Source organism: Peribacillus sp. JNUCC 23, assembly GCF_053653995.1.
Window position 1 is genome coordinate 1,526,913 of the sequence record NZ_CM132202.1, and the last position, 26,597, is coordinate 1,553,509.

The 26,597-nt window shown below is 37.1% G+C and carries 26 protein-coding genes and 1 pseudogene; 14 read left to right on the forward strand and 13 right to left on the reverse strand.

Annotation, left to right across the window (positions count from 1 at the left end):
• Positions 1-17: 17 nt before the first annotated feature.
• Positions 18-803: a membrane protein insertase YidC gene (yidC, locus tag JNUCC23_RS07265; protein WP_454215037.1), complete on the reverse strand. Its 786-nt coding sequence runs from the start codon at positions 801-803 to the stop codon at positions 18-20.
• A 30-nt stretch (positions 804-833) separates the two neighbouring features.
• Positions 834-1,121 carry a hypothetical protein gene (locus JNUCC23_RS07270; protein WP_062181773.1) on the reverse strand — a complete coding sequence of 96 codons (288 nt, stop codon included), beginning with the start codon at positions 1,119-1,121 and terminating at the stop codon, positions 834-836.
• A 501-nt stretch (positions 1,122-1,622) separates the two neighbouring features.
• Between JNUCC23_RS07270 and JNUCC23_RS07275 the strand changes: the two genes are divergently transcribed.
• Entirely contained in the window at positions 1,623-2,033 is a 411-nt protein-coding gene (locus JNUCC23_RS07275; RefSeq protein WP_454215039.1) for a hypothetical protein, read from the forward strand.
• 509 nt (positions 2,034-2,542) lie between these two features.
• Here JNUCC23_RS07275 and JNUCC23_RS07280 read toward each other — a convergent pair.
• Positions 2,543-3,343, reverse strand: coding sequence for a glycerophosphodiester phosphodiesterase (locus JNUCC23_RS07280; RefSeq protein ID WP_454215041.1), 801 nt, complete (start codon positions 3,341-3,343; stop codon positions 2,543-2,545).
• Positions 3,344-3,579: 236 nt separating this feature from the next.
• Between JNUCC23_RS07280 and JNUCC23_RS07285 the strand changes: the two genes are divergently transcribed.
• The gene (locus JNUCC23_RS07285; RefSeq protein WP_062181767.1) at positions 3,580-3,747 is read left to right on the forward strand and encodes a YvrJ family protein; all 168 of its coding nucleotides are present in this window, start codon (positions 3,580-3,582) and stop codon (positions 3,745-3,747) included.
• Between the two features lie 117 nt (positions 3,748-3,864).
• On the opposite strand, the gene cspD is transcribed toward JNUCC23_RS07285, so the two are convergent.
• Positions 3,865-4,068, reverse strand: coding sequence for a cold-shock protein CspD (cspD, locus tag JNUCC23_RS07290; RefSeq protein ID WP_062181764.1), 204 nt, complete (start codon positions 4,066-4,068; stop codon positions 3,865-3,867).
• A gap of 1,000 nt (positions 4,069-5,068) precedes the next feature.
• Here cspD and JNUCC23_RS07295 point away from each other — a divergent pair.
• Both JNUCC23_RS07295 and nhaC read left to right on the forward strand, forming a co-directional pair.
• Entirely contained in the window at positions 5,069-6,646 is a 1,578-nt protein-coding gene (locus tag JNUCC23_RS07295) for a peptide chain release factor 3 (RefSeq protein WP_062181760.1), read from the forward strand.
• Positions 6,647-7,324: 678 nt separating this feature from the next.
• Positions 7,325-8,671 (forward strand): Na+/H+ antiporter NhaC, encoded by a 1,347-nt coding sequence (nhaC, locus tag JNUCC23_RS07300; protein ID WP_062183328.1) that lies wholly within the window; start codon positions 7,325-7,327, stop codon positions 8,669-8,671.
• A 38-nt stretch (positions 8,672-8,709) separates the two neighbouring features.
• On the opposite strand, the gene JNUCC23_RS07305 is transcribed toward nhaC, so the two are convergent.
• Positions 8,710-9,900: an FtsW/RodA/SpoVE family cell cycle protein gene (locus JNUCC23_RS07305; protein ID WP_403073022.1), complete on the reverse strand. Its 1,191-nt coding sequence runs from the start codon at positions 9,898-9,900 to the stop codon at positions 8,710-8,712.
• A 445-nt stretch (positions 9,901-10,345) separates the two neighbouring features.
• Entirely contained in the window at positions 10,346-10,537 is a 192-nt protein-coding gene (locus JNUCC23_RS07310) for a small, acid-soluble spore protein, alpha/beta type (RefSeq protein WP_400625301.1), read from the reverse strand.
• Positions 10,538-10,935: 398 nt separating this feature from the next.
• Between JNUCC23_RS07310 and JNUCC23_RS07315 the strand changes: the two genes are divergently transcribed.
• Both JNUCC23_RS07315 and JNUCC23_RS07320 read left to right on the forward strand, forming a co-directional pair.
• The gene (locus tag JNUCC23_RS07315; protein WP_062181754.1) at positions 10,936-11,100 is read left to right on the forward strand and encodes a hypothetical protein; all 165 of its coding nucleotides are present in this window, start codon (positions 10,936-10,938) and stop codon (positions 11,098-11,100) included.
• Positions 11,093-11,236 carry a hypothetical protein gene (locus tag JNUCC23_RS07320; protein WP_454215045.1) on the forward strand — a complete coding sequence of 48 codons (144 nt, stop codon included), beginning with the start codon at positions 11,093-11,095 and terminating at the stop codon, positions 11,234-11,236. Before JNUCC23_RS07315 ends, JNUCC23_RS07320 begins: the two co-directional genes overlap by 8 nt.
• Before the next feature lie 102 nt (positions 11,237-11,338).
• Here the strand turns inward: JNUCC23_RS07320 and JNUCC23_RS07325 are convergent, their stop codons facing one another.
• Complete coding sequence (locus JNUCC23_RS07325; protein WP_454215047.1) at positions 11,339-12,382, reverse strand: acyltransferase family protein; 1,044 nt, start codon at positions 12,380-12,382, stop codon at positions 11,339-11,341.
• Positions 12,383-12,695: 313 nt separating this feature from the next.
• On the opposite strand from JNUCC23_RS07325, the pseudogene JNUCC23_RS07330 reads away from it, so the two are divergent.
• Positions 12,696-12,878, forward strand: a pseudogene (locus JNUCC23_RS07330) (ATP-binding protein); the annotation flags it as partial.
• A 70-nt stretch (positions 12,879-12,948) separates the two neighbouring features.
• On the opposite strand, the gene JNUCC23_RS07335 reads toward JNUCC23_RS07330, so the two are convergent.
• Complete coding sequence (locus JNUCC23_RS07335; protein WP_403073030.1) at positions 12,949-13,344, reverse strand: YkvA family protein; 396 nt, start codon at positions 13,342-13,344, stop codon at positions 12,949-12,951.
• Positions 13,345-13,720: 376 nt separating this feature from the next.
• On the opposite strand from JNUCC23_RS07335, the gene JNUCC23_RS07340 reads away from it, so the two are divergent.
• Complete coding sequence (locus JNUCC23_RS07340) at positions 13,721-13,984, forward strand: aspartyl-phosphate phosphatase Spo0E family protein (protein WP_062181740.1); 264 nt, start codon at positions 13,721-13,723, stop codon at positions 13,982-13,984.
• A 208-nt stretch (positions 13,985-14,192) separates the two neighbouring features.
• On the opposite strand, the gene JNUCC23_RS07345 is transcribed toward JNUCC23_RS07340, so the two are convergent.
• The gene (locus JNUCC23_RS07345) at positions 14,193-14,921 is read right to left on the reverse strand and encodes a ZIP family metal transporter (RefSeq protein ID WP_454215050.1); all 729 of its coding nucleotides are present in this window, start codon (positions 14,919-14,921) and stop codon (positions 14,193-14,195) included.
• Positions 14,922-15,153: 232 nt separating this feature from the next.
• A complete protein-coding gene (locus JNUCC23_RS07350; RefSeq protein WP_454215052.1) occupies positions 15,154-16,368 on the reverse strand; it encodes an MFS transporter in 1,215 nt (404 codons plus the stop codon).
• A 282-nt stretch (positions 16,369-16,650) separates the two neighbouring features.
• Between JNUCC23_RS07350 and JNUCC23_RS07355 the strand changes: the two genes are divergently transcribed.
• The 3 genes from JNUCC23_RS07355 (at position 16,651) to JNUCC23_RS07365 (ending at position 20,365) form a co-directional block, all read left to right on the forward strand.
• The gene (locus tag JNUCC23_RS07355; protein WP_062181733.1) at positions 16,651-17,088 is read left to right on the forward strand and encodes a MarR family winged helix-turn-helix transcriptional regulator; all 438 of its coding nucleotides are present in this window, start codon (positions 16,651-16,653) and stop codon (positions 17,086-17,088) included.
• Between the two features lie 259 nt (positions 17,089-17,347).
• Positions 17,348-19,042: a M3 family oligoendopeptidase gene (locus tag JNUCC23_RS07360; RefSeq protein WP_454215054.1), complete on the forward strand. Its 1,695-nt coding sequence runs from the start codon at positions 17,348-17,350 to the stop codon at positions 19,040-19,042.
• A 276-nt stretch (positions 19,043-19,318) separates the two neighbouring features.
• A complete protein-coding gene (locus JNUCC23_RS07365) occupies positions 19,319-20,365 on the forward strand; it encodes a YkvI family membrane protein (protein ID WP_403073042.1) in 1,047 nt (348 codons plus the stop codon).
• A gap of 29 nt (positions 20,366-20,394) precedes the next feature.
• Here JNUCC23_RS07365 and JNUCC23_RS07370 read toward each other — a convergent pair whose 3' ends face one another.
• Together JNUCC23_RS07370 and JNUCC23_RS07375 are read right to left on the reverse strand one after the other, a co-directional pair.
• Positions 20,395-21,222, reverse strand: a complete 828-nt coding sequence (locus tag JNUCC23_RS07370; RefSeq protein WP_454215057.1) for a hypothetical protein — start codon at positions 21,220-21,222, stop codon at positions 20,395-20,397.
• A gap of 358 nt (positions 21,223-21,580) precedes the next feature.
• Positions 21,581-21,757, reverse strand: coding sequence for a YkvS family protein (locus JNUCC23_RS07375; RefSeq protein ID WP_082190976.1), 177 nt, complete (start codon positions 21,755-21,757; stop codon positions 21,581-21,583).
• 634 nt (positions 21,758-22,391) lie between these two features.
• Here JNUCC23_RS07375 and JNUCC23_RS07380 point away from each other — a divergent pair.
• Positions 22,392-22,586, forward strand: coding sequence for a hypothetical protein (locus tag JNUCC23_RS07380; protein WP_403073994.1), 195 nt, complete (start codon positions 22,392-22,394; stop codon positions 22,584-22,586).
• Between the two features lie 499 nt (positions 22,587-23,085).
• Here the strand turns inward: JNUCC23_RS07380 and JNUCC23_RS07385 are convergent, their stop codons facing one another.
• The gene (locus tag JNUCC23_RS07385) at positions 23,086-23,835 is read right to left on the reverse strand and encodes a thermonuclease family protein (RefSeq protein WP_454215060.1); all 750 of its coding nucleotides are present in this window, start codon (positions 23,833-23,835) and stop codon (positions 23,086-23,088) included.
• A 736-nt stretch (positions 23,836-24,571) separates the two neighbouring features.
• Here JNUCC23_RS07385 and JNUCC23_RS07390 point away from each other — a divergent pair.
• Complete coding sequence (locus tag JNUCC23_RS07390; protein ID WP_062181715.1) at positions 24,572-24,838, forward strand: phosphocarrier protein HPr; 267 nt, start codon at positions 24,572-24,574, stop codon at positions 24,836-24,838.
• Complete coding sequence (gene ptsP, locus JNUCC23_RS07395) at positions 24,838-26,559, forward strand: phosphoenolpyruvate--protein phosphotransferase (protein ID WP_403073051.1); 1,722 nt, start codon at positions 24,838-24,840, stop codon at positions 26,557-26,559. Before JNUCC23_RS07390 ends, ptsP begins: the two co-directional genes overlap by 1 nt.
• Positions 26,560-26,597 lie beyond the last annotated feature (38 nt).

A 26,597-nucleotide genomic window follows, 5' to 3' on the forward strand; every position in this document is an offset into this window, starting at 1 on the left:
GATATAACGTGCTCATTTCATGAGTCTTTTAACGTTTCAGGAGAAATGAGTACTTCTTGTTTCGGTTCGCGTTTATATAATTTTTGTAATGTGTACGTTTGAATGATCATGAATAGTCCTCCAACTGACCAATAGAGAGGCAAAGCTGCAGGTGCTGAAAACGAAACAAAGAGAATCATAACGGGTGAAAGTAAGCCCATGAACTTCATGTTCTTTTGTTGTTCAGTAGGCATTTGTTTTAGGGAAACCTTGAATTGTAGGTAATAAATCACACCTGCAATTACGGCCATGATCATATCTGCCTGTCCAAGGTTATACCATAGGAAGCTATGTGTCGCAATCTCATGTGATGCTTTAATGGCATAATAAAAGCCCATCAAAATCGGCATTTGAATTAACATAGGCAGACAGCCCATATTTAAAGGGTTGACTCCGTGTTTTTGGTACAATGCCATCATTTCTTTTTGAAGTTCTTGTTTTTTTACTGGATCTTTTGTTTGTTTGATTCTTTCTTGAATGGCCGCCATTTCAGGTTTTAAGTTGTCCATTTTACCCTTCATATGAAGCTGTGTTTTGTACTGCTTCATTGTTAAAGGAAGAATGAGAATGCGAATGAGTAGTGTTACTAAGATGATGCTTAACCCGTAATTTCCATGGAATAGCTGAGCATTGAATTCAAGCAGCCAAATCAACGGATTAATCAGGAATGTTTGGAAAAATCCATCACCTGATCCAGAAGTGGCTTGGCAACCAGTTAACATAAGTGTAAGTATTGAAACAATTACGATCATATTTTTCTTCAATATATTTCCTCCTCGTTTTGTTTAATTGATCTAAACAACGAGAAGGGAAGCTGGTTCATCTGAGTCATCAGGAGACTCTTTTCTGCGAATCACTATAAAAAAACGTTGAATTCCTCTGCATTCAAAAAATTCTGCAGATATATATGCATGCTTCAGTTGCAGGATTTGGTGAGCATCCTGCCCTTTGCCTTGCGTAAAAAAGTCATTTTTATGAATAAAATAAATGGCTGAAACAGGAATAAAGAGGGCGAGAATACATCCAGCCATCATTGCGTTAAGAAAGGTTTGATAATCAAAGTCAAGCAATAATTCCCACATAGGAACCCCTCATTTTCTAGTTAAAAACTCTACCTACACTATAACAAATTATATTAAATATACAAGTTTTTTTAGTAAGGAAGAAGGTTCCTCCTTACGGAAATTGTGGATACATCGTTCCTGAGGAATTGTTTTATTCCCTTTTAACAGACTGTAACACCATCACTATTTTAAAGAAAGAATGGATATGAAACAAGGTACGGTAGGGTAGATGCCTACATAGTGTAAAGGGTAATGATAAAGTAAATTCGAGGTGAAGGTAAATGAATCCGTTCAACCCAAATTCCCGATTTAATTTTGAAGGAAATCAGTATGTTAATGAGCAGAGTAATGATCCTTACTCTAATGAATATGATAATTATGGGGAGTATGACGAGGTGTTAGCTAGACAGGCAATGGATAATCCAGAGCAATTGCCAAGTCCTCAGTGGGAAAATTTGAATCAACCTTTATTCGATGGAGGATTTAGGTATCCAAACCAATCACCACAAGGAGGTGGATATGGACAGTACCCTGGATCACCCCCACAAGGAGGGGGACCCCGACAATATCCGGGACCACCCCCACAAGGAGGAGGACCCGGACAATATCCGGGACCACCTCCACAAGGAGGAGGACCCGGACAATATCCGGGACCACCTCCACAAGGAGGAGGACCCGGACAATATCCGGGACCACCCCCACAAGGAGGAGGACCCGGACAATATCCGGGACCACCCCCACAAGGAGGAGGCCATGGACAGTATCCGGGACCACCCCCACAAGGAGGAGGCCATGGACAGTATCCGGGACCCCCACAAGGAGGGGGGCATGGACAGTATCCGGGACCACCCCCACAAGGAGGGGGTCATGGCCATGATCATCATGATGGACCGCCAACAGCGGCACCTCCATTATTTGTTCCGCAATTAAGTGGCGGGCTTTTGAAAGCTGTAGATCCAGGTAGTTTAAGGGGTTGTTTGTACCGAAATACCTATATTTGGCTCGAAAGCGGCAGAGGCTTTTGGTTTTATCCAACTTATGTTGGCAGATATTCTGTTGCAGGATACCGCTGGAGAAGAAACTTGCAACGGTGGGTTTACTTTGGTGTAGACGCGGATCAAATTCGTTCATTCCAATGCTATTAAAATAGTACACGATTTAATTTAACTGTCCATGAACAAAGAGGAGGTATTAGAAGTATCCGTTATGATGCTTTTAATACCTCTGTTGTTTATAGAGGATGTTCAAAAAGTTCGGTAAAAATAGCTGTCGAATTGCTTCAAAGCTCTGTCTCTCCGGTTCTCACGTATTAACTACATACGCTCCGGTCCTTTCGAGATACGCTCTCGAACTTCTCGGCTCTTTTTAACCTCCTTTTTGAACACGCACTTATTGAGAATTGCTCATATTAAAGGAAATCAAGTAACAGGTCCGCTATTCTATTCGTTTAAACTGAAATATTCAGGGAAATCAGTCGCAATTCCATCAAGTTTCATTTTCTCAAATGAATGGACATGCTTCCGATTATTGACCGTCCAAGTGAATGCCATCATTCCACATGCATGTATTCTTTGTTTTAGCCTTTCGTTCATCATCGTTCTTTTGGGATTGATAAATGAAGCAAATTGTGAATATTTCAGTAAAGCTTTGTTTGATATTCCTTTTGGATTATGTTTGATTAGGATCCCGACTGGGACTTCTGGTAAAAGCTCGTGGAACTTTTTAATTGAAGTGATATTGAAAGATTGGACCATCACTTTTGGAGACTCGATGCTTACTTGCAATCTGTTCTTAAGCTCATGAGCTAGTGCCAATTCAATATCAGGATAGTGTTCGGGATGCTTTATTTCAATTAAAATCCCAGCAAAGGGTAAGATTTCATCCAATACAGTGCTTAATAGGGGAATTCTCTCTCCTTTAAACTGCTCGCCATACCAACCACCAGCATCTAATTTAGCCAACTCCTCATATGTAAAATCCTGAACCCTTCCCTTTCCATTTGTTGTCCTCTCCAAGGTTGAATCATGAAAGACAACAATCTTTCTATCAAGGCTCATTTGAATATCAAGTTCAATGTAATCAACATGATATTCTAAAGCTTTTTTAAAGGAAGCGATTGTGTTTTCAGGGCAATGCCCACAAGCACCTCGATGACCAATCTTGAAAGAAGCATGTGTTGAGGGAAGTGACTGATCTTTTCTGTTAAACCAGCTGTGAAACAAAAGAAAGATTGATTTCATTCGGTTACCTCACTTTCTAAGAACTCTATCTATGACTAAAGGTTGTTCAAAAAGCCCGGTTCACAATTATTTACAACATGCAAAACTATAAAAACTATTTCTTCTCGGACATCTAAGCATATTTTATCCTACTTATTGGTCAGGGCCTAATCGTATTTCAATGGTACATAATTTATAATCTGCTGCTACTTTTTCAAAGTTTGGAGGTATAACGAGAGTGAGGGGAGGTGAACGATATGAATGAACTTCTAACATTTGTCAGTGATGTTGGTTTTCCAATTATTGTCACGTTGTATTTGCTTCATCGATTTGAAGCAAAGCTTGATGTGCTTAATCAAACCATTGTTGAGTTGCCCGATCGTTTGAAGGATCACTTCAATTTGAAAAATAGAAAAGATTGTTGAGCGGGACTAACAATCAGTGGGATGAAGAAACTCTACTAATTGAAGTTTCACTTTATTTCCAACATTACAATAAAAAAGATGCGGCCAAGTGGCAGCATCTTTACCCATTAAGGTAGATTATAGTTTTACAACATTTTTAGCTTGAGGTCCGCGGTTGCCTTCTTCAATTTCGAATTCGACGTCTTGACCTTCGTCAAGATTTTTGAAACCTTCTCCTTGGATTGCAGAGAAATGTACAAATACATCGTCGCCGCCTTCTACCTCAATAAATCCAAATCCTTTTTCACCATTAAACCATTTAACTTTACCAGTAACTGTCATTCGATAAATCCTCCTAAAAATTAAGCAAATATTAATATATGGTAAAGCTTATTAGTAAAAATAAGCCATTCATATATTAGCAAAATTCCACTAGTTGTGGATGCTTGCTAATATGTGAATTCGTTTCATTTTTCTAAATATTATCTAATCAAATTGTAAAACAAATCATTTTAAATCTCAATCACTATCTTTCATCAAAATGACATTTTCTATCGTATCCTAAAAAGTAATTTCTTATACCTGAATTATCAGCTGTTAAAACATACATAAATAAAGCAAGTATGTTTTAAATTTTCCTTCTTAGGTTAAACAGGAGGATAGAGAGTGGTGATTTATTAACGCTTAATTCGAAAGAAAGCAGGGTTCTAGTATGAAGAAAAAGATGCTAAAACGTGTTGCCGTATTAGTTGCTCCTTTGTTGATAAAAGAAGCAAAAAAATATTGGCAAAAGAAGCAGCAAACAAAACGACAAAAGCAATAGGTGTCAAACTAAAGCGACTATTTAAAAAATGAAAGCTGTGTTAAATAATATGGTTATTTAAACGGATTATGACTCAATTGTGTGAAACTGCGGTTTCACACGTTTTTCATTGTCAAAATGTTAGCTTCACCGCTTTCGTCCTCTTGTTTGTTGAAGTTCCTCAAAGTCGTTTGCGCTTTTTATAAAAAGCTAAAAAAATCTAAGTTTCTTCAATAATTTTTGGTGTCTAGCGAAAGCAGCCTACCACCTTGTCTTATGCTATGCCTGAGGTTGATCAAGTCGTTTGTACTTTTCTATTGTGTAACTCTTCTTAGGGTATAGCCAAAAAAGAAGCAGATATGATATATTTCTAAAGTGTAGAATGAGTGAACATCTTTCATAAACTATAACTATTGGTATAAATGAAGGAGATACTGACAATAAGATCTTCATTTAAAAGTGTGATGAATAAGAAAAGATGGACGTTAGTTAACTTGATGGTGGACATTCCACTTATATAGGATAGAAGGGAATAAACATATGAATACATTAAACGATGAGGTTCAATCAAGAAGAACCTTTGCTATTATCTCTCACCCGGATGCTGGGAAAACAACCTTAACGGAAAAACTGCTTTTATTTGGTGGTGCCATCCGTGATGCAGGAACCGTTAAGGCAAGGAAAACAGGTAAGTATGCGACAAGTGATTGGATGGAGATTGAAAAGCAACGTGGAATTTCAGTCACTTCATCTGTCATGCAATTTGATTATGATGATTTTCGTGTGAATATATTAGATACACCAGGTCACCAAGATTTCAGTGAAGACACATACCGTACACTGATGGCAGTCGATAGTGCTGTGATGATTGTGGATTCTGCTAAAGGAATTGAAGATCAAACGATCAAGCTGTTCAAGGTATGCCGGATGCGCGGGATTCCGATTTTTACGTTTATTAACAAAATGGATCGTCAAGGAAAAATGCCGCTTGAGTTACTTGCTGAGCTAGAAGAAGTACTTGGAATTGAAACGTATCCAATGAACTGGCCGATTGGAATGGGAAAAGAATTTGTCGGTGTCTATGACCGGTTTAATAATCGAATTGAGCAATTCAAAAGTGATGAGAAAGATCGGTATCTTCCTTTGAATGATGAAGGAGAATTGGCAGTTGATCATGCATTAAAGGATTCACCTCTTTATGAGCAAACGCTTGAAGAAATCATGCTGCTTTCAGAAGCTGGTAACCAGTTCTCGGAAGAAAATATACTAGCCGGAACGCTTAGTCCAGTCTTTTTCGGAAGTGCATTGACGACATTTGGCGTTCAGACTTTTTTAGATGCATACTTACAATTTGCTCCTGCACCACAGCCACGAAATACGACAGTAGGCGAAATTCAACCAATAAACGAGGATTTTTCTGGCTTTATCTTTAAAATCCAAGCGAATATGAATCCTAAGCATCGTGATCGCATTGCGTTTTTACGCATATGTTCAGGTAAGTTTGAACGTGGTATGAGCGTATTTCTTAGTAGAACAGGGAAACCGATAAACTTGTCATCCTCTACTCAATTTTTAGCTGATGATCGTAATACGGTAAATGAGGCAGTAGGCGGTGATATTATCGGTCTTTATGATACGGGGAATTATCAAATTGGTGATACAATTACAACAAGTAAGGAATTGTATCAATTTGACCGTTTACCACAATTCACTCCAGAATTATTTATGAGAGTAACCGCTAAAAACGTGATGAAACAAAAGCATTTTCATAAAGGGATTAATCAGCTCGTGCAAGAAGGAGCGATCCAGTTGTTCAAAACTATACGTATGGAAGAGTATTTGTTAGGGGCAGTAGGTCAGCTACAATTCGAAGTATTTGAACACCGGATGCGCAATGAATACAACGTTGAAGTTATTATGGAGAGAATGGGCAGCAAGATTACTCGTTGGGCAGAGGATGAAAAGATTGATGAAAATCTTCATAGCACACGTAGTATCCTTGTGAAAGATCGGTACGATAAATATGCGTTCCTTTTCGAAAATGATTTCGCTCTGCGCTGGTTCCAAGACAAAAACCCTGATGTAAAGTTATATAATCCAATGGATATGAGTGAATAAAAAATGAGGCTGTCCGATAATGAAAGAGTTAGACCGACATGCCTATATATCGTTTATCCCGCTTTAACGGGCAGTAAAGCCCTCACCTCAAGGCTGATAGGAACCGAAGAAGCATAGGTGGGGATAACTGCCCGTAAAAGCCCGATTGGTGAGATATAGTGAAACTTACCACTGTGTTCTTCAGCGGTTTAGTTGAGGCCCACAGGATGTGGGTCACTCAGACGTTGCCGCAGGACGCGGCGGACTTAGTCTGAGTTCGTTGAATCGGGTTCGTAGTGTCGCTTTATCGAAGATTTAGCAACACTAGAACGGGACTAACAATCAGTGGGGGATGAAGAAAACCCCGACTGATTGAAGTTTCACTTTATATGAAACAATAAATGGTGTATCGAATGTGAGGTCTGACCCTTTTGGGACAGCCTCATTTTTTTACTCCTATCGAATTGTTCACATTTGAAAATCATGAAAGAGAAGTTGCAACATAGGGTATTATCCCTTTATAGAAAAAAGGATTGACAAATCCAGCGTATTGGCTTAAATTTAACTTTATGCTTTATCGCTTAAAAGCGTCTAAGTGAAAAAGGTAGATAATTTTCTACATTTGCAACTAAGTAGTTTTATACAACATGAAAGTGGGGAAAACAGGTGGAAGTAAAGAATGTGAAATTAAAGCTGTCGATGGGAGAAGCATTGGTTATTCTTGCTATCTCATTAACTATAATTGGAATTGGAATTATTCATTATGAAATGACGCCTCATATACCGATACTTGGTGCCATACTCGCTCTGATTATTTATGGAAGAATGAAAGGACTAACCTTCTCAATCATTGAAAAGGCTATGATAAATGGTGCAGCTCCTGGTTTAGGTGCGATTTATATTTTCTTTTTTATTGGGATGTTAATTTCGAGCTGGATGGCAAGTGGGACCATACCGACCCTGATGTTTTATGGATTTCAATATATTTCAGGCAGCTCCTTTTTTGCGATTGTTTTTTTATCAACTTCATTAATTGGCTTATGTATCGGTAGCTCGTTAACAACATCTGCTACTGTAGGCGTCGCGTTTATCGGGATGGCAACTGCACTTGACTTTTCATTGGCAATTACGGCAGGTGCCATTATTTCTGGAGCATTCTTTGGTGATAAAATGTCTCCATTATCCGATACAACCAATCTCGCATCTGAAACAGTAGGAGTTCCGTTATTTGAGCATATTCGAAATATGTTATGGACAACCATTCCAGCATTTTTGATTAGTTTGGTATTGTTTTTCATACTTTCCCCAAGCACAAATGTTACAGGTGTAAAAGAAATGGACGAGATGGTATCTGCATTATCTACTCACACAACAATAAGTCTATGGAGCTTGCTACCATTTGTTATGGTTGGGGGACTAGCTTTGAAAAAGGTTTCCGCAATTCCTACATTATCCGCTGGAATTATTACGGCAATCATTATTACGTTTTTTACCTCACCTGATGTGACTGTAACCGGAATAGCTGATATTTTATACTCAGGGTTTTCTTTAAATAGTGGAGTAGAACAACTTGATTCGATTGTTTCAAGAGGAGGAATTACGAGTATGATGTTTTCCATTTCACTTGTGATTCTGGCCCTTGGGATGGGCGGCTTGCTATTCGAACTAGGTATTATCCCTGCCATTTTAGAAGCCGTTAAGAAAACGTTGACGAACGTCGGGCGCTTAGTTTCTGCCACTGTTTTGACTGGAATTGGAGTGAATTTTCTTGCGGGTGAACAGTATTTATCGATACTTTTACCAGGGAAAACGTTTCGGCAGGAATATGAAACAATGGGATTGAAAGCAAAATCATTGGCAAGAGTGTTAGAGGATTCAGGTACTGTCGTAAATCCACTTGTTCCTTGGGGGGTCTGTGGTGTATTTCTTACCCAAGTACTTGGCGTACCGACCATTGAATATGCACCATTTGCTCTTTTCTGCATTCTTTGCCCGCTGCTAAGTTTGCTTAGTGGATGGACAAAAATCGGCTTGCACTTTAAATAATCAAAAACCGCTGTTAGAATTCTAGCAGCGGTTTTTGATTATTTATTGGATACGAAGTCCTGATGAATAACGGGCTCTTCAGCTTCTTTCTGTGCCTTTAGATTCATACGCATAATAATATTTTGATACATCCCAATAGAAGTCATCAAAAGCAAAAGTGAGGATCCTCCATAACTTATAAAGGGTAATGTTATACCAGTGATCGGCATGAGACCAGTAGCGCCGCCAATATTGATAATAACTTGAATCCCTATCATCGAGGAAATCCCAATAAGCAGAAGGCTACCAAATGGATCGGTGCATTTAGCAGATAGAACGAGACCCCTTAATACAATAAACGCTAAAGTAAGCAGTACGAAGGCCACTCCAAGGAATCCGAGCTCTTCAGCGATAATGGCAATGATAAAGTCGGTATGACTTTCAGGCAAATATCCGTATTTCTGCGTACTTTCTCCCAATCCAACTCCTGTTAAGCCTCCATTACCAATTGCAAGCAATGAATTCGCTAACTGAAGACCAGAATCGCCTGCTTGAAACGGATCGGAAAAGCTTGTGAAACGAGCTATTTTATTAGCAGAAAAAATCTTTGATATATTGCCTGTAACAAAGAATCCTGCAATTGCTACCCCAGCGAACATTAGAAATATGGAGAATAACTTTACCAGCCCTTTAAAGGCCATTCCAGATGAAATGATGATGGATGCAGAAATTAAGAATATAATAGCTGCCGTACCATAGTCGGGTTGAATCGCGATAAGTAAACAGATGGTTACAAGAAAAATAATCGGTGGCATGACGGCTTTATCCATATTATTGATACGGTCTTGTCTTTTTCCGTAAATGGCTGCCAAGTAAATAATTAAGGCTAGTTTAGAAAATTCAGCCGGCTGGATGGAAAATCCGCCAATTTTAAGCCAACTTTGAGCATTACCAGCTGTATGCCCAAATAAAAATGTAAAGAACAGTAATCCAGATATTCCGAACATCATAATCATTAAGATTTTTTTATTCTGAAAAAATTTGTAAGGAAAGATCATCATAAAAAACATTGCACAGAATGATAGCAGCATCGCTTTTTTTTGATTTTGATAAAAATGATCGATGTCATAATCCCATCTTGCTACTGCTGCAATCATGCTCGAGCTGTACACCATGACTAAACCAAATAAGCAGAGTAACACAATGGCGATGAAGGTGGGATAATCATAAGCTTTTAATATTCTTTTCAATTGTGTGTTCACCTCTGATACGTTTAAGCTATCTGTTTTTTTTACCGATTAATTGATAACGGAAAATCAAGAAGAATGATCATATCATATCATGATTCCGCTACTACTTGCTAATAAATATTGCTGTGTATTCGATTCAAAACATTAGTATATACCCTTTTACATTCGCTAATAAACATGGATAATCCTTTCCATATTTATTGTTTTTTTGTAATAGTTCGTTTATAATGAAGGTTTTTTAGATTTTCGGAGTTTTTTGGAGTTTTTTGGAGAATATAATAAAATGATGTAAAAATAGCGAAATAAAAAAGGGTGACTCTAATAACAACTCTCCCTATAGTGCTTTAGAGAAATTGTTATCTTAGAGTCATCCTTTGTTTAACCCATGCTAAAGTGCATGTAATTGTTTTTTAAATCCATTAGATATTTAGTTTTTTTGTTATAATTATTTACCTTGTAGTTGAGATTGAGCTTGTTGAACAAGTCGTTTGGTGATTTCTCCACCAACAGACCCATTTGAACGTGATGTTGATTCTGCACCTAATTGCACTCCGAATTCTTGTGCGATTTCATATTTGATTTGGTCAAGTGCTTGTTCAATTCCCGGTACTAATAAATTATTACTGTTGTTTGCCATTTGTAATCGCCCCTAACTTTTTTTCAGTGGTGGTTAACCACTGTACTAATATTATGGGATAATCACTTGTTTTTATTAATGATTTATTTTGGGAAAGTGCATCAATAATGGTGTGAAAGGATGAAGTTGGAATACATGTAGAATCACGGCTGCTATTAGTTGAAGTGAGCGTTTGATGTATGTACGACCTCTTTATCCCGCGTTAACGGGCAGTAACACCTCCAACCTTAAGACTTAGAGGAATCGAAGAAGTGGTAGGTGGGGGATGAAGCCCCCCGCTGATTGAAGTATCACTTTATTTTTTTCCGTATTCAGGGTTGTTGAGATCTGAATAAAATAGAAAGAAATTACCCCATCCTAACAAGCAAGGTACTTTGAATAAGGATGGTGGATGAAAAGTGAAACGAAAAGCAAATGTAGATGGTGCCTTGAAAACGAGCAAGACGCCAAAACGAAATCAAGCGGAAAATGAATATGCAAATGAGTTTGCAATGGATGAAAATGTGATGAAAGGTGCAAATCGTAATTCAAAACAAGGAAGAAAAGGGAAAACACATGAATAAACAAAAGATCCCAAAAAAAGAAAATGCCCTTCCTAAATACCAAATTCGAGAAGAATTTGGCACGGAATTTACAAGTGATATGAACGCAGCGAAAATTTATGACGTACTTGCCTCAGCAAAGCAAAAAAAGAAATAACAACCGAAAATTTAACGATGAAAAATAGATAAGCTTAAACAACCCCCTAGTCTCATTTAGTCTAGGGGGTAATCTTAGGAAAGAAGGGATCTAATCCTATTTTTATTGATCCTGCCAGCGTTTTTTATAGAATTTGAGATACAGAAAAAATTTATTGATTAAGTTTACAAATTGTGTTGTTTGTACTTCGATGATAGGTTGGGCAAGTGATGTTACGAACTTGCTTGATAAAAGAATGGTTAGTAACAAGGAAATTCCCGCAAGCATTACATAATTTTCTGCATCTGTAAAGAAACCTTTTATATTGCTTTCTCTAAATGTACGTATTATAAAGCCATGAAGTAAATATACATACAGTGTTTGCTCTCCCCATTTGGTGAAGAAGTGCCTTTCACGAGGAATTAATGACAGAAAACTAAAGACCATGAGCAAGCTTAGACCATAGAATCCTAATCTTTTGAACATCGAAATGATACTTGCTGTTTCTAATTCGGAATATGGCTTAGATCCAAGAAGCCATTTATAGTTAATGTCCGGATATAAATAAAAGCCAATAAATACAATCACCATAATCATGGCTGCTCCTAACCGAATTTTTGGATTGAACAGCTTGGCCAAATGTTCTTTCTTTAGATGGTACCCAATGAGGAACAGTGGGAAAAATACAAAAGTCCTTGATAAACTTAAGAAATTAGTGACTATGTCCACATAGCCTATGAGCAGTGTAATTCCGAATGCAACTACGATCCCAGTTAGTGGCTTCAACTTTGCAAAGCCAAGTAACATGATATTCCAGAAAAATAAGCTAATTAAAAACCAAAGTGACCAATGTGGATTGAGGAGATCCACATTTAAAGTAGTTTTATCATATAGAAAAAAGTAGAAAATCGAATAAATGACTTGGAAAATTAGGTATGGAATAATCAGTTTTTTTGTAATTTTAGAAATATATCCTTTTTGATAGAATCCTTTTGCGAAAAAACCAGAAACTAAAATAAAAGCGGGCATATGGAAGGAATAAATGGTTTTATAGAGCGCATTTATGCCCTCGCTCCCTTGAATATAACTGTTTAGGAGATGACCGAATACGACAAACGCTATCAAAATAAATTTTGCATTATCAAAGTAAAAATTTCTTTTTGTCATAAAGTGACCTCCATTCAAAATATCTCTTTTAAATGAGCAAAAAATTACTCTATTTTATACCCAGTTTTCATGAACGAAAATCATTATATCAAAAATTTTTTAATAACAAAATATTACTATCGTCCGAATTGTCTGAATTTTAATTAGAGAAATTCTAAAATAGTCAAGGTAAATAACGAAATCATGTTAATATGTAATGGAATGTAATTGAATCAATTTTCTAGAAATTAACAAAGAATAGGCATGCTAAAAAAGATATTATTGGTGATAACATCGAATGATAGTAGTTTCGTAATCGTTAATGGATCGTATTGCTGATTCATTTGTAAAAATTTCGATTATCGATCAAGGTCCTGGAATTCCAGAAGCAAAGTTGAGAAGGCTTGGAGAACCATTTTATGCTATAAAAGATCGAGGGACGGGTCTTGGACTCATGGTTAGTTATAAAATTAATGAAGAGCATAAAGGATATATCGAAGTAGACAGTGAAGTGTGAAAAGGAATGGTATTCCATATCTTCCTGCCGATACCAAGAGAGGGGTAGAGAGTGATTTATAATTATCCAATCACTCTGCTTTTTGTTTCCATGCATTAAAGGCTAGTAAATCATGTTCAATTTGCTTAAAAGCAAAAGTGAGAATGGCTACATCATCGAGCAAACCGAACCCAAATAAAAAGTCTGGCATGAGATCGATGGGCGAGACGAAATAGGCAATTGCAGCGAATATGATAAGTAAAGAACGGGTTGGAATTTGCCGATAATCCCCGGAAATCCACGCTTTTATCATTTGAAACAGCGTTTGAAGGTTGGTCCAAACTCCTTTAAGCATTGTTTCATTTTTATTTGCTTTTATACCCGCTTCTCCTAATAATTTACCTGCTTCTTGCTTATTGGTTGAATAATGTTTGGCATCTTTTTTAAAGAGTGAAATGCCTTTTTTGAATAGTCTTTGTCGGATCATAATTCTGCCTCCATTTATTTTACTATATCTAATCTACCCATTTTGAATGATGTTGAAGCGCAAACGCTGTATAAATTGTTTCCCTCTTTTTTTGTATAGGTTGTTCAAAATGTCTGATGGGAATTATCTCAAAAAGAAACATCTTTTTTATGTCTACTGCTCTTTCTAGGGTACTGATTCCGGCACTACCGTAATAATTGTACACTCTTTGACCACTAATCATGAGTTTCTCATACTTTTCAGCCCTATTTGAATACGAATGTAAAAATTTAAAAGGTTTTGTCTATTTTTGCGAATCTATTTACATAGGATGGAAAATTTGTAATAATCCATTTGTATACAACCTATAACTTGGCAGGAGGAAGCTGAAGTAATCATGAAACCCAGTTCAGTAAAAATGTTTAATCAAATTCAAGAGAAGAGAATTGAAATGTTTCAATTAGCAGAAATGTACGGTATGACAGATGAACTTACGATTCGTTCCAGTCAAGAGCTTGATGTATTAATAAATGAATATAGTTATGTGCAAGACAGCCCTGTTTTTGAAGCAAAGCATAGTGTGAACAATATGATTATTATTGTTCAACAACCATTCACTTACCAGAACCAATCTCAGCGAATCGTTGTGAGTTCTACATAATCTAAAAAACTTCGTAAGCCCAATCATCGAGTAGTGTCAGATTAACAGAACTATCATTCAAATCATCTAAGAGACGTCCCCACCCAAATATAGATATGAAATCATCGATAAACAACGAAGATAATGAAAAAAAGCTGTTCTCAGAATTTATTCATCCTGTGAAAACAGCTTTTAAAAAAAGAAACATTGCTAAAGACATCCATTTCATCTACATATTAAGAAGTAGAATCATAAATAAAAGTCCAACAATAAAGGAATAAGTCGACGTTCGCTCGTTTCCATCTCCATGGCTTTCTGGTATTAATTCTTTATAGACGATGAATAACATGGCACCAGATGCAAAGGCCAAGCCATATGGAACGAGAAAGCCAATATAAGAGGTGAGGTAGAAGCCAAGCAGTCCGGTGACAATCTCAATCGCACCAGTCAAGGTAGCTACAATAAATGCTTTCAATTTACTAATTTGTTGATTGACTAAGAATAGTGCAACAAGAAGGCCCTCTGGAGCATTTTGTAGACCAATAGCAAAGGCAATTAGATTACCTGTGCCTTCAGTATCAGAGGCATAACTTACACCAACAGAAAGACCTTCTGGAATATTATGTAATGTAATAGCTATAATAATCAATAAAGCTTTTTCATCAAACTCAATTCCTTTTTTTGTATGACCGAGATCAATATGGGGAATGTTTTTTTCCAATAATGTTAAAATTAACACTCCCAAAAAAACACCAACGACAAGCTGGATATAGCCGCCTGTTTTTAATGCTTCTGGAATTAGACTCAGCAAGGATGCGGCCATCATAATCCCTGCTGTGAACGCTAAAAGGTTATCGCGAAGTCGGTGTGTTAAAGTGCCACGCATGAACAGGATAAATAATGCCCCTGCTCCGGTAGACATGGCAGAAAGAATACTGCCTAGTAGTACTTCACTCATAATTAACTCCTTTGCTTTAGTAAAAGTTTTCTGTTAATGATATTCTCACTATTAGATATTGTTCAAAACATTCGGTAAAAATAGCTGTCGAATTTCTTCGTCGCGAATTTTTGAACTTCTGTTAAAATAGCGCTCGTTCTGTACAACACAGATATAAGCGCAGGACGTGCAAGTCGTTAAGACGATCGCTTGCGGAACTATCCTCCTATCTTTAACACCCATTAATAATCTCTTACGTTTTTCGTAGTTGAGCATCCTTTGGTAGCCACATTCCAATTATTCCAAGAAGCGGTAGGAATCCAGCTAATTTAATGGTCGTTCCAATACTAATCGAATCTGCTAAGTATCCAAAAGCAACAGAGCCAATTGCTCCCATGCCAAAGGCGAATCCAACCGTTAAACCTGCCATAGTCCCTACCTTGCCTGGGAATAGTTCCTGAGCATAGATAACAGTTACTGAGAAACTAGTCATTATGATAAATCCGGCAATCAAAAGCAGAAAAATGGATACATATGCCGGGACAAACGGTAGAAGAATCGTCAGTGGCGCGCTTCCAGCCACTGAAAACAGGATAATATTTTTTCTTCCATACTTGTCGGCTAGGGGTCCGCCGAAGAAAGTTCCAAGTGCACCAGCAGCTAAAAATGCAAAAATGAAAATTTGTGAAGATCGTATGGTAAATAAATAATCGTCTATTAGATAAAATGCATAGAAATTTGTCATACATGATATGTACCACGAACGTGCGAAAATGATAAACAAAACAATACCTAGTGCGGCTAATACTTTCCGATGTATCTTTCCTGCATTTTTATGCACTTTTTTCTTAGGAAGAGGAAAATCAGCTAATCTAGATTTGTACCATCTAGCAATATAGATGAGGATAAGAACTGCACAGAATGCAACAGGGACAAACCACAGAGCACCACGCTGTCCGAATGGAAGAAATATCAATGCGGAAATCAATGGTGCAAGTGCCTGGCCTGCATTTCCTCCTACCTGATAAATGGATTGAGCAAGTCCTCTTTTCGGGCCACCCGCCATGAAAGCCACTCTTGATCCTTCTGGATGAAAGATCGCAGACCCAATTCCGATTAAGATTACTGAAAAAATGATCATCCCATATGTAGGTGAAAGAGCAAGCAAAGTAATGCCAATAAGTGTACTCGTTAAACCAATCGGCAAAGCGAAAGGAAGTGGTTTTTTATCAGCATACCAACCAATTGCAGGCTGCATTAAGGAAGCGACGATATTAAGAGCGAAGGCAATCATTCCAAGCTGTGTATAGCTTAACTGCATAGATTTTTCCAGAGTCGGGAACATAGCTGGTACGACAGCCTGAAGTGAGTCATTTAATAAATGGCAAAACCCCATCAGAACCAATACTGAATAAGCTGTTTGGGAATTAGATAATTGTTTGTCGACCTTGAGAGAAATTGAGGTCATGATTCCACTTCCTTATTAAGTAATTTAAATCTATATATCAAAGTTCATCATTCTGTTTAGATAGTAAGCAGAACAAGGAGTTCTATATTGTTTATTCTATTCTGATTAAATCGTTTGGAAATATGGGATAAATCCTCGCATGGTATAAATTTTAGTATAGCCAACTTGATTTGGAAACAGTTAAATGAAACTTAATATGGAAAATTGACAAAAGCATTTTTATTTTTTATAATAGCTTTAATTCGAGATATTTAAATTTTATATAATAAGGTTGTGAATAGGATGGAGAATAATAGCGTGCAGCAGTCACTCAAGCTGTTCATTGTTTTATCTAGAGCACATCGATCCATCAATGATGTTGTGAATAAATATATCGCTGAACAAGGATTAAATCCAACTGAATTTGCAGTCTTGGAACTGCTATATCATAAAGGAGAACAGCCTTTGCAGCAAATTGGTGGGAAAATACTGCTTGCGAGTGGTAGCATTACCTATGTAGTAGACAAGCTGGAGAAGAAGCGATACATAGAGCGAGTTGCTTGTAAAGAAGATCGGCGAGTTACCTATGCAAAGATTACTGAAGAAGGAAAAACGTTTATTGAAAAGGTATTTCCAGAACATGAAAAACAAATTGATGACATTATGAATATTCTTACTCCAGAAGAAAAACAAACTGCAATCGAGTTTATAAAAAAAATTGGCTATAAAGCGTATGATTGAAGAGTCTAGACGAAAAGGTATATGAAACCGCTGTTTCACGCGACTTTTTTTTACATACTTATTAATAAAATAGCATATGATCGCTTGCTGTTCAGCCATCAAAGGGGGAACGGCTTTTTTTTGTAAAACAGGAATGATGGTGACCCCCTTTTAGAAAAATAAATTAGAAAAGAAGGAGTTTTCATTATGTATCGAGAAAAGAAAAGCAAGGTGTAGGTAGTGAAATCAATCCTTATTTTAGCAAAAGGAAGTGTTTTGTTTGACATTCGAACAATATGAGTATATCCGCCCTAATTTGGAAGAAGTGAAGCTGACATTCACAAGTCTATTGGAGAAATTTGAGGCAGCTGAAAATGTGGCTGGACAAAAAGAAGCAATTGACGAAATTAATCGTTTAAGAAATAACGTAGGAACAATGTTAACGATTTGTTCAATCCGCCATTCGATTGATACAAATGATGAATTTTATAAATCAGAGAATGAATATCTTGATGAAATATCACCGGAAATTGAAGAGTTCGTATCTCAATACTATGAAAGACTTGTGAAAACTAAATATCGTAAAGAACTCGAAGCAGAATATGGTACGCAACTGTTTGCTTTAGCGGAAGCACAATTGAAAACCTTCTCTCCGGAAATCATTCCTTTATTGCAAAAAGAAAATAAGCTATCAAGCGAGTATACGCAATTACTGGCTTCTGCAAAAATTGAATTTGATGGGGAAGAACGAACACTAGCACAGCTACAGCCATTTACTGAATCAAGAGATCGAGAAATTCGGAAAAGTTCAAGCAAAGCGGCATTCGGTTTCTTTGAAGAAAATGAAAAGAAATTAGATGAGATTTACGACCAGCTTGTTAAAGTTCGTCACGAAATCGCAGTAAAGCTTGGCTATAAGAATTTTGTTGAACTTGGCTATTATCGTATGGCTAGAACGGATTATAATGCTGAAATGGTTGCTAATTTCCGCAAACAAGTAGAAGAATATGTTGTTCCGCTTGTAAGTAAGTTGAAAGAGCGTCAAAAGCAAAGAATCAACGTTGATGTGCTGAAATTCTATGATGAAGGATTTGAATTCCAAACAGGAAATGCCGAACCAAAAGGGGATCCCAATTGGATTGTAGCGAACGGGAAGAAGATGTACAGTGAGTTATCTCCTGAAACAGCTGAATTTTTTAATTACATGCAAGACAATGGATTAATGGATCTTGTAGCTAAAAAAGGAAAAGCCGGTGGCGGATATTGTACAATGATTGAGGATTATCGCGCACCTTTTATTTTTTCGAACTTTAACGGGACATCAGGTGATATTGACGTTCTTACTCATGAAGCCGGACATGCTTTCCAAGTGTATAGTAGCAGAAACTCAAAACTCCCTGAATATTACTGGCCTACATATGAAGCATGTGAAATTCATTCAATGAGTATGGAGTTCCTTACGTGGCCATGGATGGAGCTGTTTTTTGAAGAAGATACAGACAAGTATAAATTCTCGCATTTGGCGGACGCGCTCACTTTCTTGCCATATGGAGTGACTGTAGATGAATTCCAGCATTTCGTTTATGAAAATCCTGGAGCAACGCCAAGTGAAAGAAAGAAAGCGTGGCGTGATATCGAGAGAAAATATTTACCACATCGTAACTACGATGGCATGGAGTTTTTAGAGAACGGTGGATATTGGCAGCGTCAAGGACATATTTTCAATTCTCCGTTTTATTATATTGACTACACGTTAGCGCAAATATGTGCTTTCCAATTCTGGAAACGATCAAGAGAAGATCAGGAGAAAGCGTGGGAGGATTATTTAAGCCTTTGTAAGCTTGGAGGTAGCCAATCGTTTCTTGGACTTGTGGAATCGGCACATTTAGATTCACCGTTTACTGAAGGCACCGTCAAAAATGTTGTCTGCGTCATCGACGAATGGCTAACATCGATTGATGATACAAAACTATAAAAAACAATAAATAATGTAAGGAATGTAGTTATTGTTTTTTTTTGATAAGTGAGGATGTCCCAAAAAGGTCTGACTTCACACTCTATATCCCGTTTATTGTGTATCTTCGTTATAGTTGATGTGGGGTCTGAGCGTTGTGATATGGGATATTCTCATTTTTGTTCAGTGAATTATAAAAAATAACAGCTGTTGGTTGTATACTAGAAAATTACTTGATCCATTGCTTGTCTTAAATCCCTTAATCTCACATATATATTGTAATGGGGAGGCGAGCGGATGGTTTCAAGATGGACAGGTGCATTTCAGATCGCAGCGGTTTATGTGGGAACAGTTGTTGGAGCGGGGTTTGCCACAGGAAGAGAAATCGCTGAATTCTTCACTCAGTATGGTATGTATGGTTTTTTTGGAGTTTTGATAGCCGGATATATTTTTATTTTTACTGGTACGAAAATCATGTTGTTATCTTCTCGAGCGGCTGTTTCGACTTACGAAGAATTCAATCAGCTTTTATTTGGGAAAAAAATTGCTGTGTTCGTCAATTTACTATTTATGATCATGTTAATTGGGGTTACAGCTGTAATGATTTCTGGTGCAGGAGCAGTTTTTGAAGAACAACTTGGTTTTTCAAAGAATGTTGGAGTTGCAGTGACGATATTGTTTGCATCGATCGTACTGATGAGAGGGATGAAGGGGTTGTTTGCAGTCAATTCCTTTGTTGTTCCAATGATGATTTTTTTTAGTGTGATGTTATGTATTCTTACAATTAAGGGTGGTGGGTTTGTATCCGCTGTTACAGTGATTCCTGAAGGAGGGAAAACCCTAGATATCGTTATGTCTCCATTTGCTTATACGGCCTTTAATCTATCCCTTTCTCTTGCTGTGCTAGTCCCAGTAGCTTATGAAATTCGTGAGGAAAAGGTATTGAAGCGGGGAGCGATGCTTGGTGGTTTCTTTTTGACCGTTATTTTGCTGACTGGGCATTTTTCGCTTGTTATGTTGCCTGATTTAATGAACTATTCGATTCCATCAGCAGAATTAATGAAAAATGCAGCAGCACATCTGCATTGGCTATTTGTATTAGTCATCTATGGTGAAATCTTCACCTCAGTTATTGGTAATATCTTTGGGCTGCAAAAACAAATTCAAACTTATATAAAAATACCTGGTTTTCTAGTAATCGTCATAATATGTCTCCTGTCTGCTCTGATAGGGAAGTTTGAATATGGCCAATTATTAGGATATTTGTACCCGCTATTTGGTTACATTACCTTAATTTTTTTAGTACTGATATGGTTTAGAGATCCCCTAAGAAAAAAGCCATGAAACAGGTATACCTGTTTCATGGCTTTTTTTTAGTTTTTCATGATTGTTTTACCCATTTGAATGAAGGCATCTCTGTAATCATGGTCTTTTTTCGTAAAAATTGTGATTCTAGATTGATTCTTTTCGTCTTGGAAAAGAACAGAAGTGACGATGTCATCTCCATTTACTGCTTCATAAACGACGGCATGGTCAAGAGAATATTGGGAAGCATCAATTGATGTGACCGTTTCTGAAATGGCATTTAATTGTGTTTTGACATTTGCTTCGATGTCATCCCAATTCACTTCAGTAGGAAAGTGCTCAATTCGCATGTAAACTTCATCTTGTTCAGTTAAAAATAGGACGTCCTTATTAGGTTCTTCTGCAGTTAGTTCAAATTCAGGCAGTACATATAAGCTGAATGGTTGATTATCGCTATTTTTTAGGAAAGCCGTTTCTTCTTTTTCCTCACCATTGACTTTGAATTTCAATGGTTGTTCAAGAATTCGAACTGTTTTTTCGTTATCCTCGGTTGTCGAAGTAGCAGGTGCATCATCTTCCATAGTTGGCTTGTCTGTAGGTGCATCATCTTCCGTAGATGGCTTGTCTGTAGATGCATCATCTTCCGTAGATGGCTTGTCTGTAGATGCATCGGCATTATTAGTAGAGTCACTGTTTACCGTGCTATCTTTGTTTTCCTCACTGCTGTTCTCATTAGTATCAGTAGTATTTCCAGTATCTCCGGTAGTTTCCGTACTGACGTCTGGTTTTTCTAGTTGTGGTTCATTGGCATTATCGTCATTATTGCCAGTACCACAACCACTTAGTACAAATGCAGAAACTGTAAGCCCAGCTAGTACTAATTTCCATTTGTTCATTGGTATAATCCCCTTTCTGGTGCGAGTTTCACGCTCTTTAAATATTAAAAAGCAATTTCAATATACCATGAATTGTATAGAAATGCTTTTACAATGTTAGACGAATCGATTAAAAAAAGATTACAAAGTTTGTGGAATTTAATAAAGTGAAACTTCAATCAGTGGGTCTTGACTTTCCGTTAATGTGGGATAAATCGAGGTTTTGAACTGATAGGGGATTTACAGGCAGTTTATCCCCCACCTAATTTTTCTTGATTCTCTCAAAAAAAGTGAGATGGGGTATTACAGCCTGTTAAACGGGGGTACATAATTATTGAACACTTTCCAAACTTGAATATATGTTGTGCGTAATAAACATCTATTTAATGATTTTATAGTTTTTATGATTGACTACCGTTTTCTGTTCCAAATCAAAATCTCTATAATTAGCCATATAAGTAACATCTACAATGACTGAATTTTCATTAACCTTTTCTACGATCCCTTGCAAACCATCTCGGAATTCAATGATATTACCTATTTCTGCCTTTTTCATAGCTATCAACCATCCTTTTCATCTCATAATTGTCTTTTTGTATGAAGGAAAAGGGAGCGAAGCTTTGTTAACTTAGCACAGTTACCAATTAAACTGTAAGTTAAACTAGATTTCGAATGCAAATCTATAAAATTGCCGCTCCGCTCCGCCACCTTATTAGAGTTATTTTCCTGCTCCATAAAGTTGTTCTTCAAACTAGATTATAGCGTTTAACGCGATGTTGTTTCTTAAACTAGAACTAAAGAGGGATTATTCAGTTATTTAAAGATAATTCTGTTGGCAGGTAAAAAAATCCATAGAGCGCTTTCAATATATTTTTCAATAACTTTACAAAACTTCTCATAGATTTCTTTATGATTACGAGTATACTAAAAAAATAAACCACTGAATAGTTTACTATACATTTTGCACTATATTTTCCCATCCGTAAAGAATTTGTTTACAAATATTGATATTTTGATCAATTTTTTCAAGATTAAGATTTTCTCTTAAAAAATAGACGAAGATATCCAGATGATCACAAAAAGAGTTTCGTTTCTTTGTAGCATAATTGAAAAATTGCATGATGCGCAGTGATAGCGTATTATAGTACTGGATTTTGGAATTAATTTATGAGACGTGTGGAGGAATTGGATTGGATAAAGAAGAAGTAGAGACGCTGTTGAATCAGCTTGCAAACCGGGAGATTGATGAATTTACCATTACGAAGGATCGCTTTTTAGCTTTCCAACTTGTTCTTGTCAAGAGAGAAGATTTCAAACATTTTCGTGGAATAGCAAAACACGGTGGAGAAGTCACTTATCAATACATGGACGAGCCAAGAAGTTAATTTATTATATAAGCCTGTCTAACTATGCGTTTTTCTAGCGTATACAAAGACAGGCATTTTTCAGTGGACAAGGGGTGGGGGCTTCGCAAAATCAGCTCCGCACCGCCACCTTTATTAGGTGATGCAATTTTTAGAACCTGAACCTTTTTCATCGTTGGGCTTTAGTTCAGGTGCTCATGGATGTTTTTTAATAAAATGAATTTCCCTTGCGCTGGTTTTGATCCAAGCTCTCTAGTATTTTGTACTATAAGAGAAGAGGATGTTCAAAAAGTCCGGTAAAAAAGATTGCGAATTGCATCAAAGCTCATTAATGATCGTCTGTGCAAGTCCGGTCCTCAACGTTACTGCATACGTGAACGGTTCTCGAGATGCGCTCCTCGAACTTCTCGGCTCTTTTTATCCTCCTTTTTGAACATACACTATAAAAGTTCTGGTCATCTTGGTTCAAAGGAAATTCGAAATGATTCTTCGGGACGGTATTTCAAGTATAAGTATGTCGTTAACTTTTTGCTTTTCGGAAGCCAGCCATACGTGCATCCTTTTCCGTACAAAATAACTGTTCAGGTTTCGTCTGCTCATAATGCTGTCCTCCTATTACATGATATATTTTTTCACCTTTTGAGTTAATATTTCCTTTAATCTCAGGGTTTGTACAAGCAATAGGACTTTCGTTTTCTTTTAGTCCTTTTTCGGCAAAACCTGTACTTGTTGCATAATTTTCGATGGACCAAATGCCAATTTCATTTAGTTGCGCTTTTTCTTGGATATCACGGAATTCATCGATGTATTTCGTATTCGGTGCAAATACGTAAGCCACCCTGGCATATCCTTTCTCAAGTAAAAGCTGATTCACCATTTTTCCGTCTGTATATAGATAAGCAAGCAGTCTGCCATATTTATCCCGTTCATTTGTCCCAAGCTCTACTTCAACGTCTTTTCCAACCGGTAATAGTTTTTTTACAAAGTCGCTCGCTTCAATTGCAAACGGTTGGACTGGTTTTGTCGGATGTACGCTTTCTGGCGTATCAACGAGTAAAAGCCTTATTGTTTCTTCTTTATTGTTGTCCAGTTTGATTTTTATCGTATCGCCGTCCACGACACGAACAATGGAAGCTTGAATAGTAGAAGGATCTTCTACAGCCAAATCAGCCTGAAGGAATTGATTGCTTTCGTTAGTATTCTGGCTATTTGAACAACCTATAAGTGTCATACAGCATATAAAAGCAAAAATAGTTAAGTGAAATTTCATGTTAACCTCCGTAATAATGTTGTGAAAGTACGTGTTTAAAAAGGAAAAAATAAGCAGTTGAATCTTTGGATGCAAGTTAAAAGAAAAGTTTTCAAAATAAGAATAGTTCCGGCCGCTATGAAAAATAAACCATGCAAATATGTATATTACAGTGAGAAAAGTAAAAAACACAATTAAATAGAATTGAACAATGGTGAGTATCGCATTTATCCCACATTAACGGGCAGTAAACCTCCAACCTCAAGGCTTTGATGAATCAAAGAAGGGTAGATTGAAGTTTCACTTTAACCATGAATGATTTTGGTTGTTTTTGACCGCTTTTGCTTAAAAAGGTACAATTTTTATATAGATTGATTGTTTCGTATGTAAGCGGTGTCATCGAACGTGGTGCTGGGTTTCTTGCTCTTCAAAATAATCGGGTATTTACATAAAGAATAAATTAACACTGAATAATAGTTGCTTTTATAAAGGATTTCTTGTAGGATTTTCCTTGAAAAAGCAAGGTGAAATCGTTGTTTGATATCATAAGGAGTGCTATTCTAAATATGAGTAGTACATAAGATATTTTACATGATATACATGGAAATACTTCATTTCCATTTGCATACTTCTTTGCTTTTTAACATGAAATGACCAACATTGGGCAAAATGACAATAGTTATTGCGCCATTAATGTAGTTTTATGTTAAGATATGTTAAGATTATTTATATTATTTGAAAAGGGAGATTGATTTTAATGCAACAAAAAACATTTAAAGTAATAGCTGATACTGGAATTCATGCACGCCCTGCAACATTGTTAGTTCAAGCATCAGGTAAATTCGATTCCGAGATTAATCTTGAATATAATGGGAAAAAAGTAAACCTTAAATCAATCATGGGTGTTATGTCACTTGGCGTAGGCAAAGATGCTGAAATCACGATTACAGCTGAAGGAAGCGACGAGAAAGATGCACTTAACACATTAGAAGAAACATTGAAAAAAGAAGGCTTAGCTGAATAATGTCAACTTTATTATCCGGCATTGCCGCTTCAAACGGGATAGCGATCGCGAAGGCATATCGGTTAATTGAACCTGAATTAAAGGTTGAAAAGAAGTCGATTGAAAATATTGCCGAAGAGACAGCTCGTTTTAGGGCAGCGGTTGATATGTCGAAATCAGAATTACAACATATACGGGAAAAAGCAGCTAAAGATTTAGGCGAAGATAAAGCAGCCATTTTTGATGCTCATTTGCTAGTAATATCTGACCCAGAACTATTAGGTCCGATTGAAGACAAAATTAAATCCGAAAATGTCAATGCTGAAATTGCTTTAAAAGAAACAGCAGATATGTTTATCATGATGTTTGAGCAAATGGATAATGAATACATGAGAGAACGTGCAGCAGATATTCGTGACGTTACGAAAAGACTTCTTGCACATCTTTTGGGTGTTCAAATTCCGAATCCGAGCATGATTGCAGAAGAAGTGATTGTGATTTCTGAAGATTTAACGCCTTCAGACACAGCGCAATTAAATCGCCAATTTGTAAAAGGCTTTACGACAGATATCGGCGGTCGAACATCACATTCTGCAATTATGGCCCGTTCTATGGAAATTCCTGCTGTTGTTGGTACGAAGGAAGCTACGAAAACGATTCAGAATGGTGATATCGTGATTGTAGATGGATTAAATGGACAAGTACATATTAATCCTACCCCTGAAATTATTGAACAGTATGAGAAAGAAGCACAAGCTTATGAAGCTCAAAAAGCGGAATGGGCAAAGCTTGTTAATGAGCAAACGATTTCCAAAGACGGTCACCATGTTGAACTGGTTGCCAATATCGGTACACCTAAAGACCTTGAAGGCGTGATTAATAATGGTGGAGAAGGCGTCGGTCTATATCGTACCGAATTTCTTTACATGGGCCGAGAACAGCTGCCAACAGAAGAAGAGCAGTTTGAGGCGTATAAAGCTGTATTAGAAGGTCTAAAAGGAAAACCTGTGGTCGTTCGTACTCTTGATATTGGTGGAGACAAAGAGCTACCGTATCTTAATTTGCCAAAAGAAATGAACCCATTCCTTGGATACCGAGCGATTCGCTTATGCTTGGATCAACAGGAAATCTTCCGTACTCAGCTTCGTGCATTACTGCGCGCAAGCCAATACGGAGATTTGAAAATTATGTTCCCGATGATTGCTACCCTTGGTGAATTCCGTCAAGCAAAAGCGATTTTGGAAGAAGAAAAACAACAACTTCTTGCAAACGGTGTTACTGTGGCTGAAGGCATTGAGGTCGGAATTATGGTAGAAATACCTTCCACTGCTGTTATGGCTGATACATTTGCAAAAGAAGTTGATTTCTTTAGCATCGGAACAAATGATCTTATCCAATACACAATGGCTGCAGATCGAATGAATGAACGCGTTTCATACTTGTATCAACCATACAATCCGGCTATTTTACGCTTAGTAAAAATGGTCATTGATGCCGCTCATAAAGAAGGCAAATGGGCTGGTATGTGTGGGGAAATGGCTGGAGACGAAATAGCAATCCCTGTATTGCTCGGTCTAGGTCTCGATGAATTTTCAATGAGTGCCACTTCAATTTTGAGAGCACGTTCGTTAATCAGCAAACTTTCAAAAGAGGAAATGGAAGCATTGTCACTATCTGTCTTGAATCTTGAAACAAATGAAGATGTACAAGCTGCTGTTGAAGCAGCCATTTCTAAAGCATAAATAAAAAAGAGGATGTCCCTAAATAAAGGGTCTAACCT

Coding starts and splice junctions, on each gene's coding strand:
- JNUCC23_RS07270 (WP_062181773.1), bottom strand. CDS start 1,121: ATGTGGGAATTATTGCTTGACTTTGATTATCAAACCTTTCTTAACGCA.
- JNUCC23_RS07275 (WP_454215039.1), top strand. CDS start 1,623: ATGGACAGTACCCTGGATCACCCCCACAAGGAGGGGGACCCCGACAAT.
- JNUCC23_RS07280 (WP_454215041.1), bottom strand. CDS start 3,343: ATGAAATCAATCTTTCTTTTGTTTCACAGCTGGTTTAACAGAAAAGAT.
- JNUCC23_RS07285 (WP_062181767.1), top strand. CDS start 3,580: ATGAATGAACTTCTAACATTTGTCAGTGATGTTGGTTTTCCAATTATT.
- cspD (WP_062181764.1), bottom strand. CDS start 4,068: ATGACAGTTACTGGTAAAGTTAAATGGTTTAATGGTGAAAAAGGATTT.
- JNUCC23_RS07295 (WP_062181760.1), top strand. CDS start 5,069: ATGAATACATTAAACGATGAGGTTCAATCAAGAAGAACCTTTGCTATT.
- nhaC (WP_062183328.1), top strand. CDS start 7,325: ATGGGAGAAGCATTGGTTATTCTTGCTATCTCATTAACTATAATTGGA.
- JNUCC23_RS07310 (WP_400625301.1), bottom strand. CDS start 10,537: ATGGCAAACAACAGTAATAATTTATTAGTACCGGGAATTGAACAAGCA.
- JNUCC23_RS07320 (WP_454215045.1), top strand. CDS start 11,093: ATGAATAAACAAAAGATCCCAAAAAAAGAAAATGCCCTTCCTAAATAC.
- JNUCC23_RS07325 (WP_454215047.1), bottom strand. CDS start 12,382: ATGACAAAAAGAAATTTTTACTTTGATAATGCAAAATTTATTTTGATA.
- JNUCC23_RS07335 (WP_403073030.1), bottom strand. CDS start 13,344: ATGATCCGACAAAGACTATTCAAAAAAGGCATTTCACTCTTTAAAAAA.
- JNUCC23_RS07340 (WP_062181740.1), top strand. CDS start 13,721: ATGAAACCCAGTTCAGTAAAAATGTTTAATCAAATTCAAGAGAAGAGA.
- JNUCC23_RS07345 (WP_454215050.1), bottom strand. CDS start 14,921: ATGAGTGAAGTACTACTAGGCAGTATTCTTTCTGCCATGTCTACCGGA.
- JNUCC23_RS07350 (WP_454215052.1), bottom strand. CDS start 16,368: ATGACCTCAATTTCTCTCAAGGTCGACAAACAATTATCTAATTCCCAA.
- JNUCC23_RS07355 (WP_062181733.1), top strand. CDS start 16,651: ATGGAGAATAATAGCGTGCAGCAGTCACTCAAGCTGTTCATTGTTTTA.
- JNUCC23_RS07365 (WP_403073042.1), top strand. CDS start 19,319: ATGGTTTCAAGATGGACAGGTGCATTTCAGATCGCAGCGGTTTATGTG.
- JNUCC23_RS07370 (WP_454215057.1), bottom strand. CDS start 21,222: ATGAACAAATGGAAATTAGTACTAGCTGGGCTTACAGTTTCTGCATTT.
- JNUCC23_RS07375 (WP_082190976.1), bottom strand. CDS start 21,757: ATGAAAAAGGCAGAAATAGGTAATATCATTGAATTCCGAGATGGTTTG.
- JNUCC23_RS07385 (WP_454215060.1), bottom strand. CDS start 23,835: ATGAAATTTCACTTAACTATTTTTGCTTTTATATGCTGTATGACACTT.
- JNUCC23_RS07390 (WP_062181715.1), top strand. CDS start 24,572: ATGCAACAAAAAACATTTAAAGTAATAGCTGATACTGGAATTCATGCA.
- ptsP (WP_403073051.1), top strand. CDS start 24,838: ATGTCAACTTTATTATCCGGCATTGCCGCTTCAAACGGGATAGCGATC.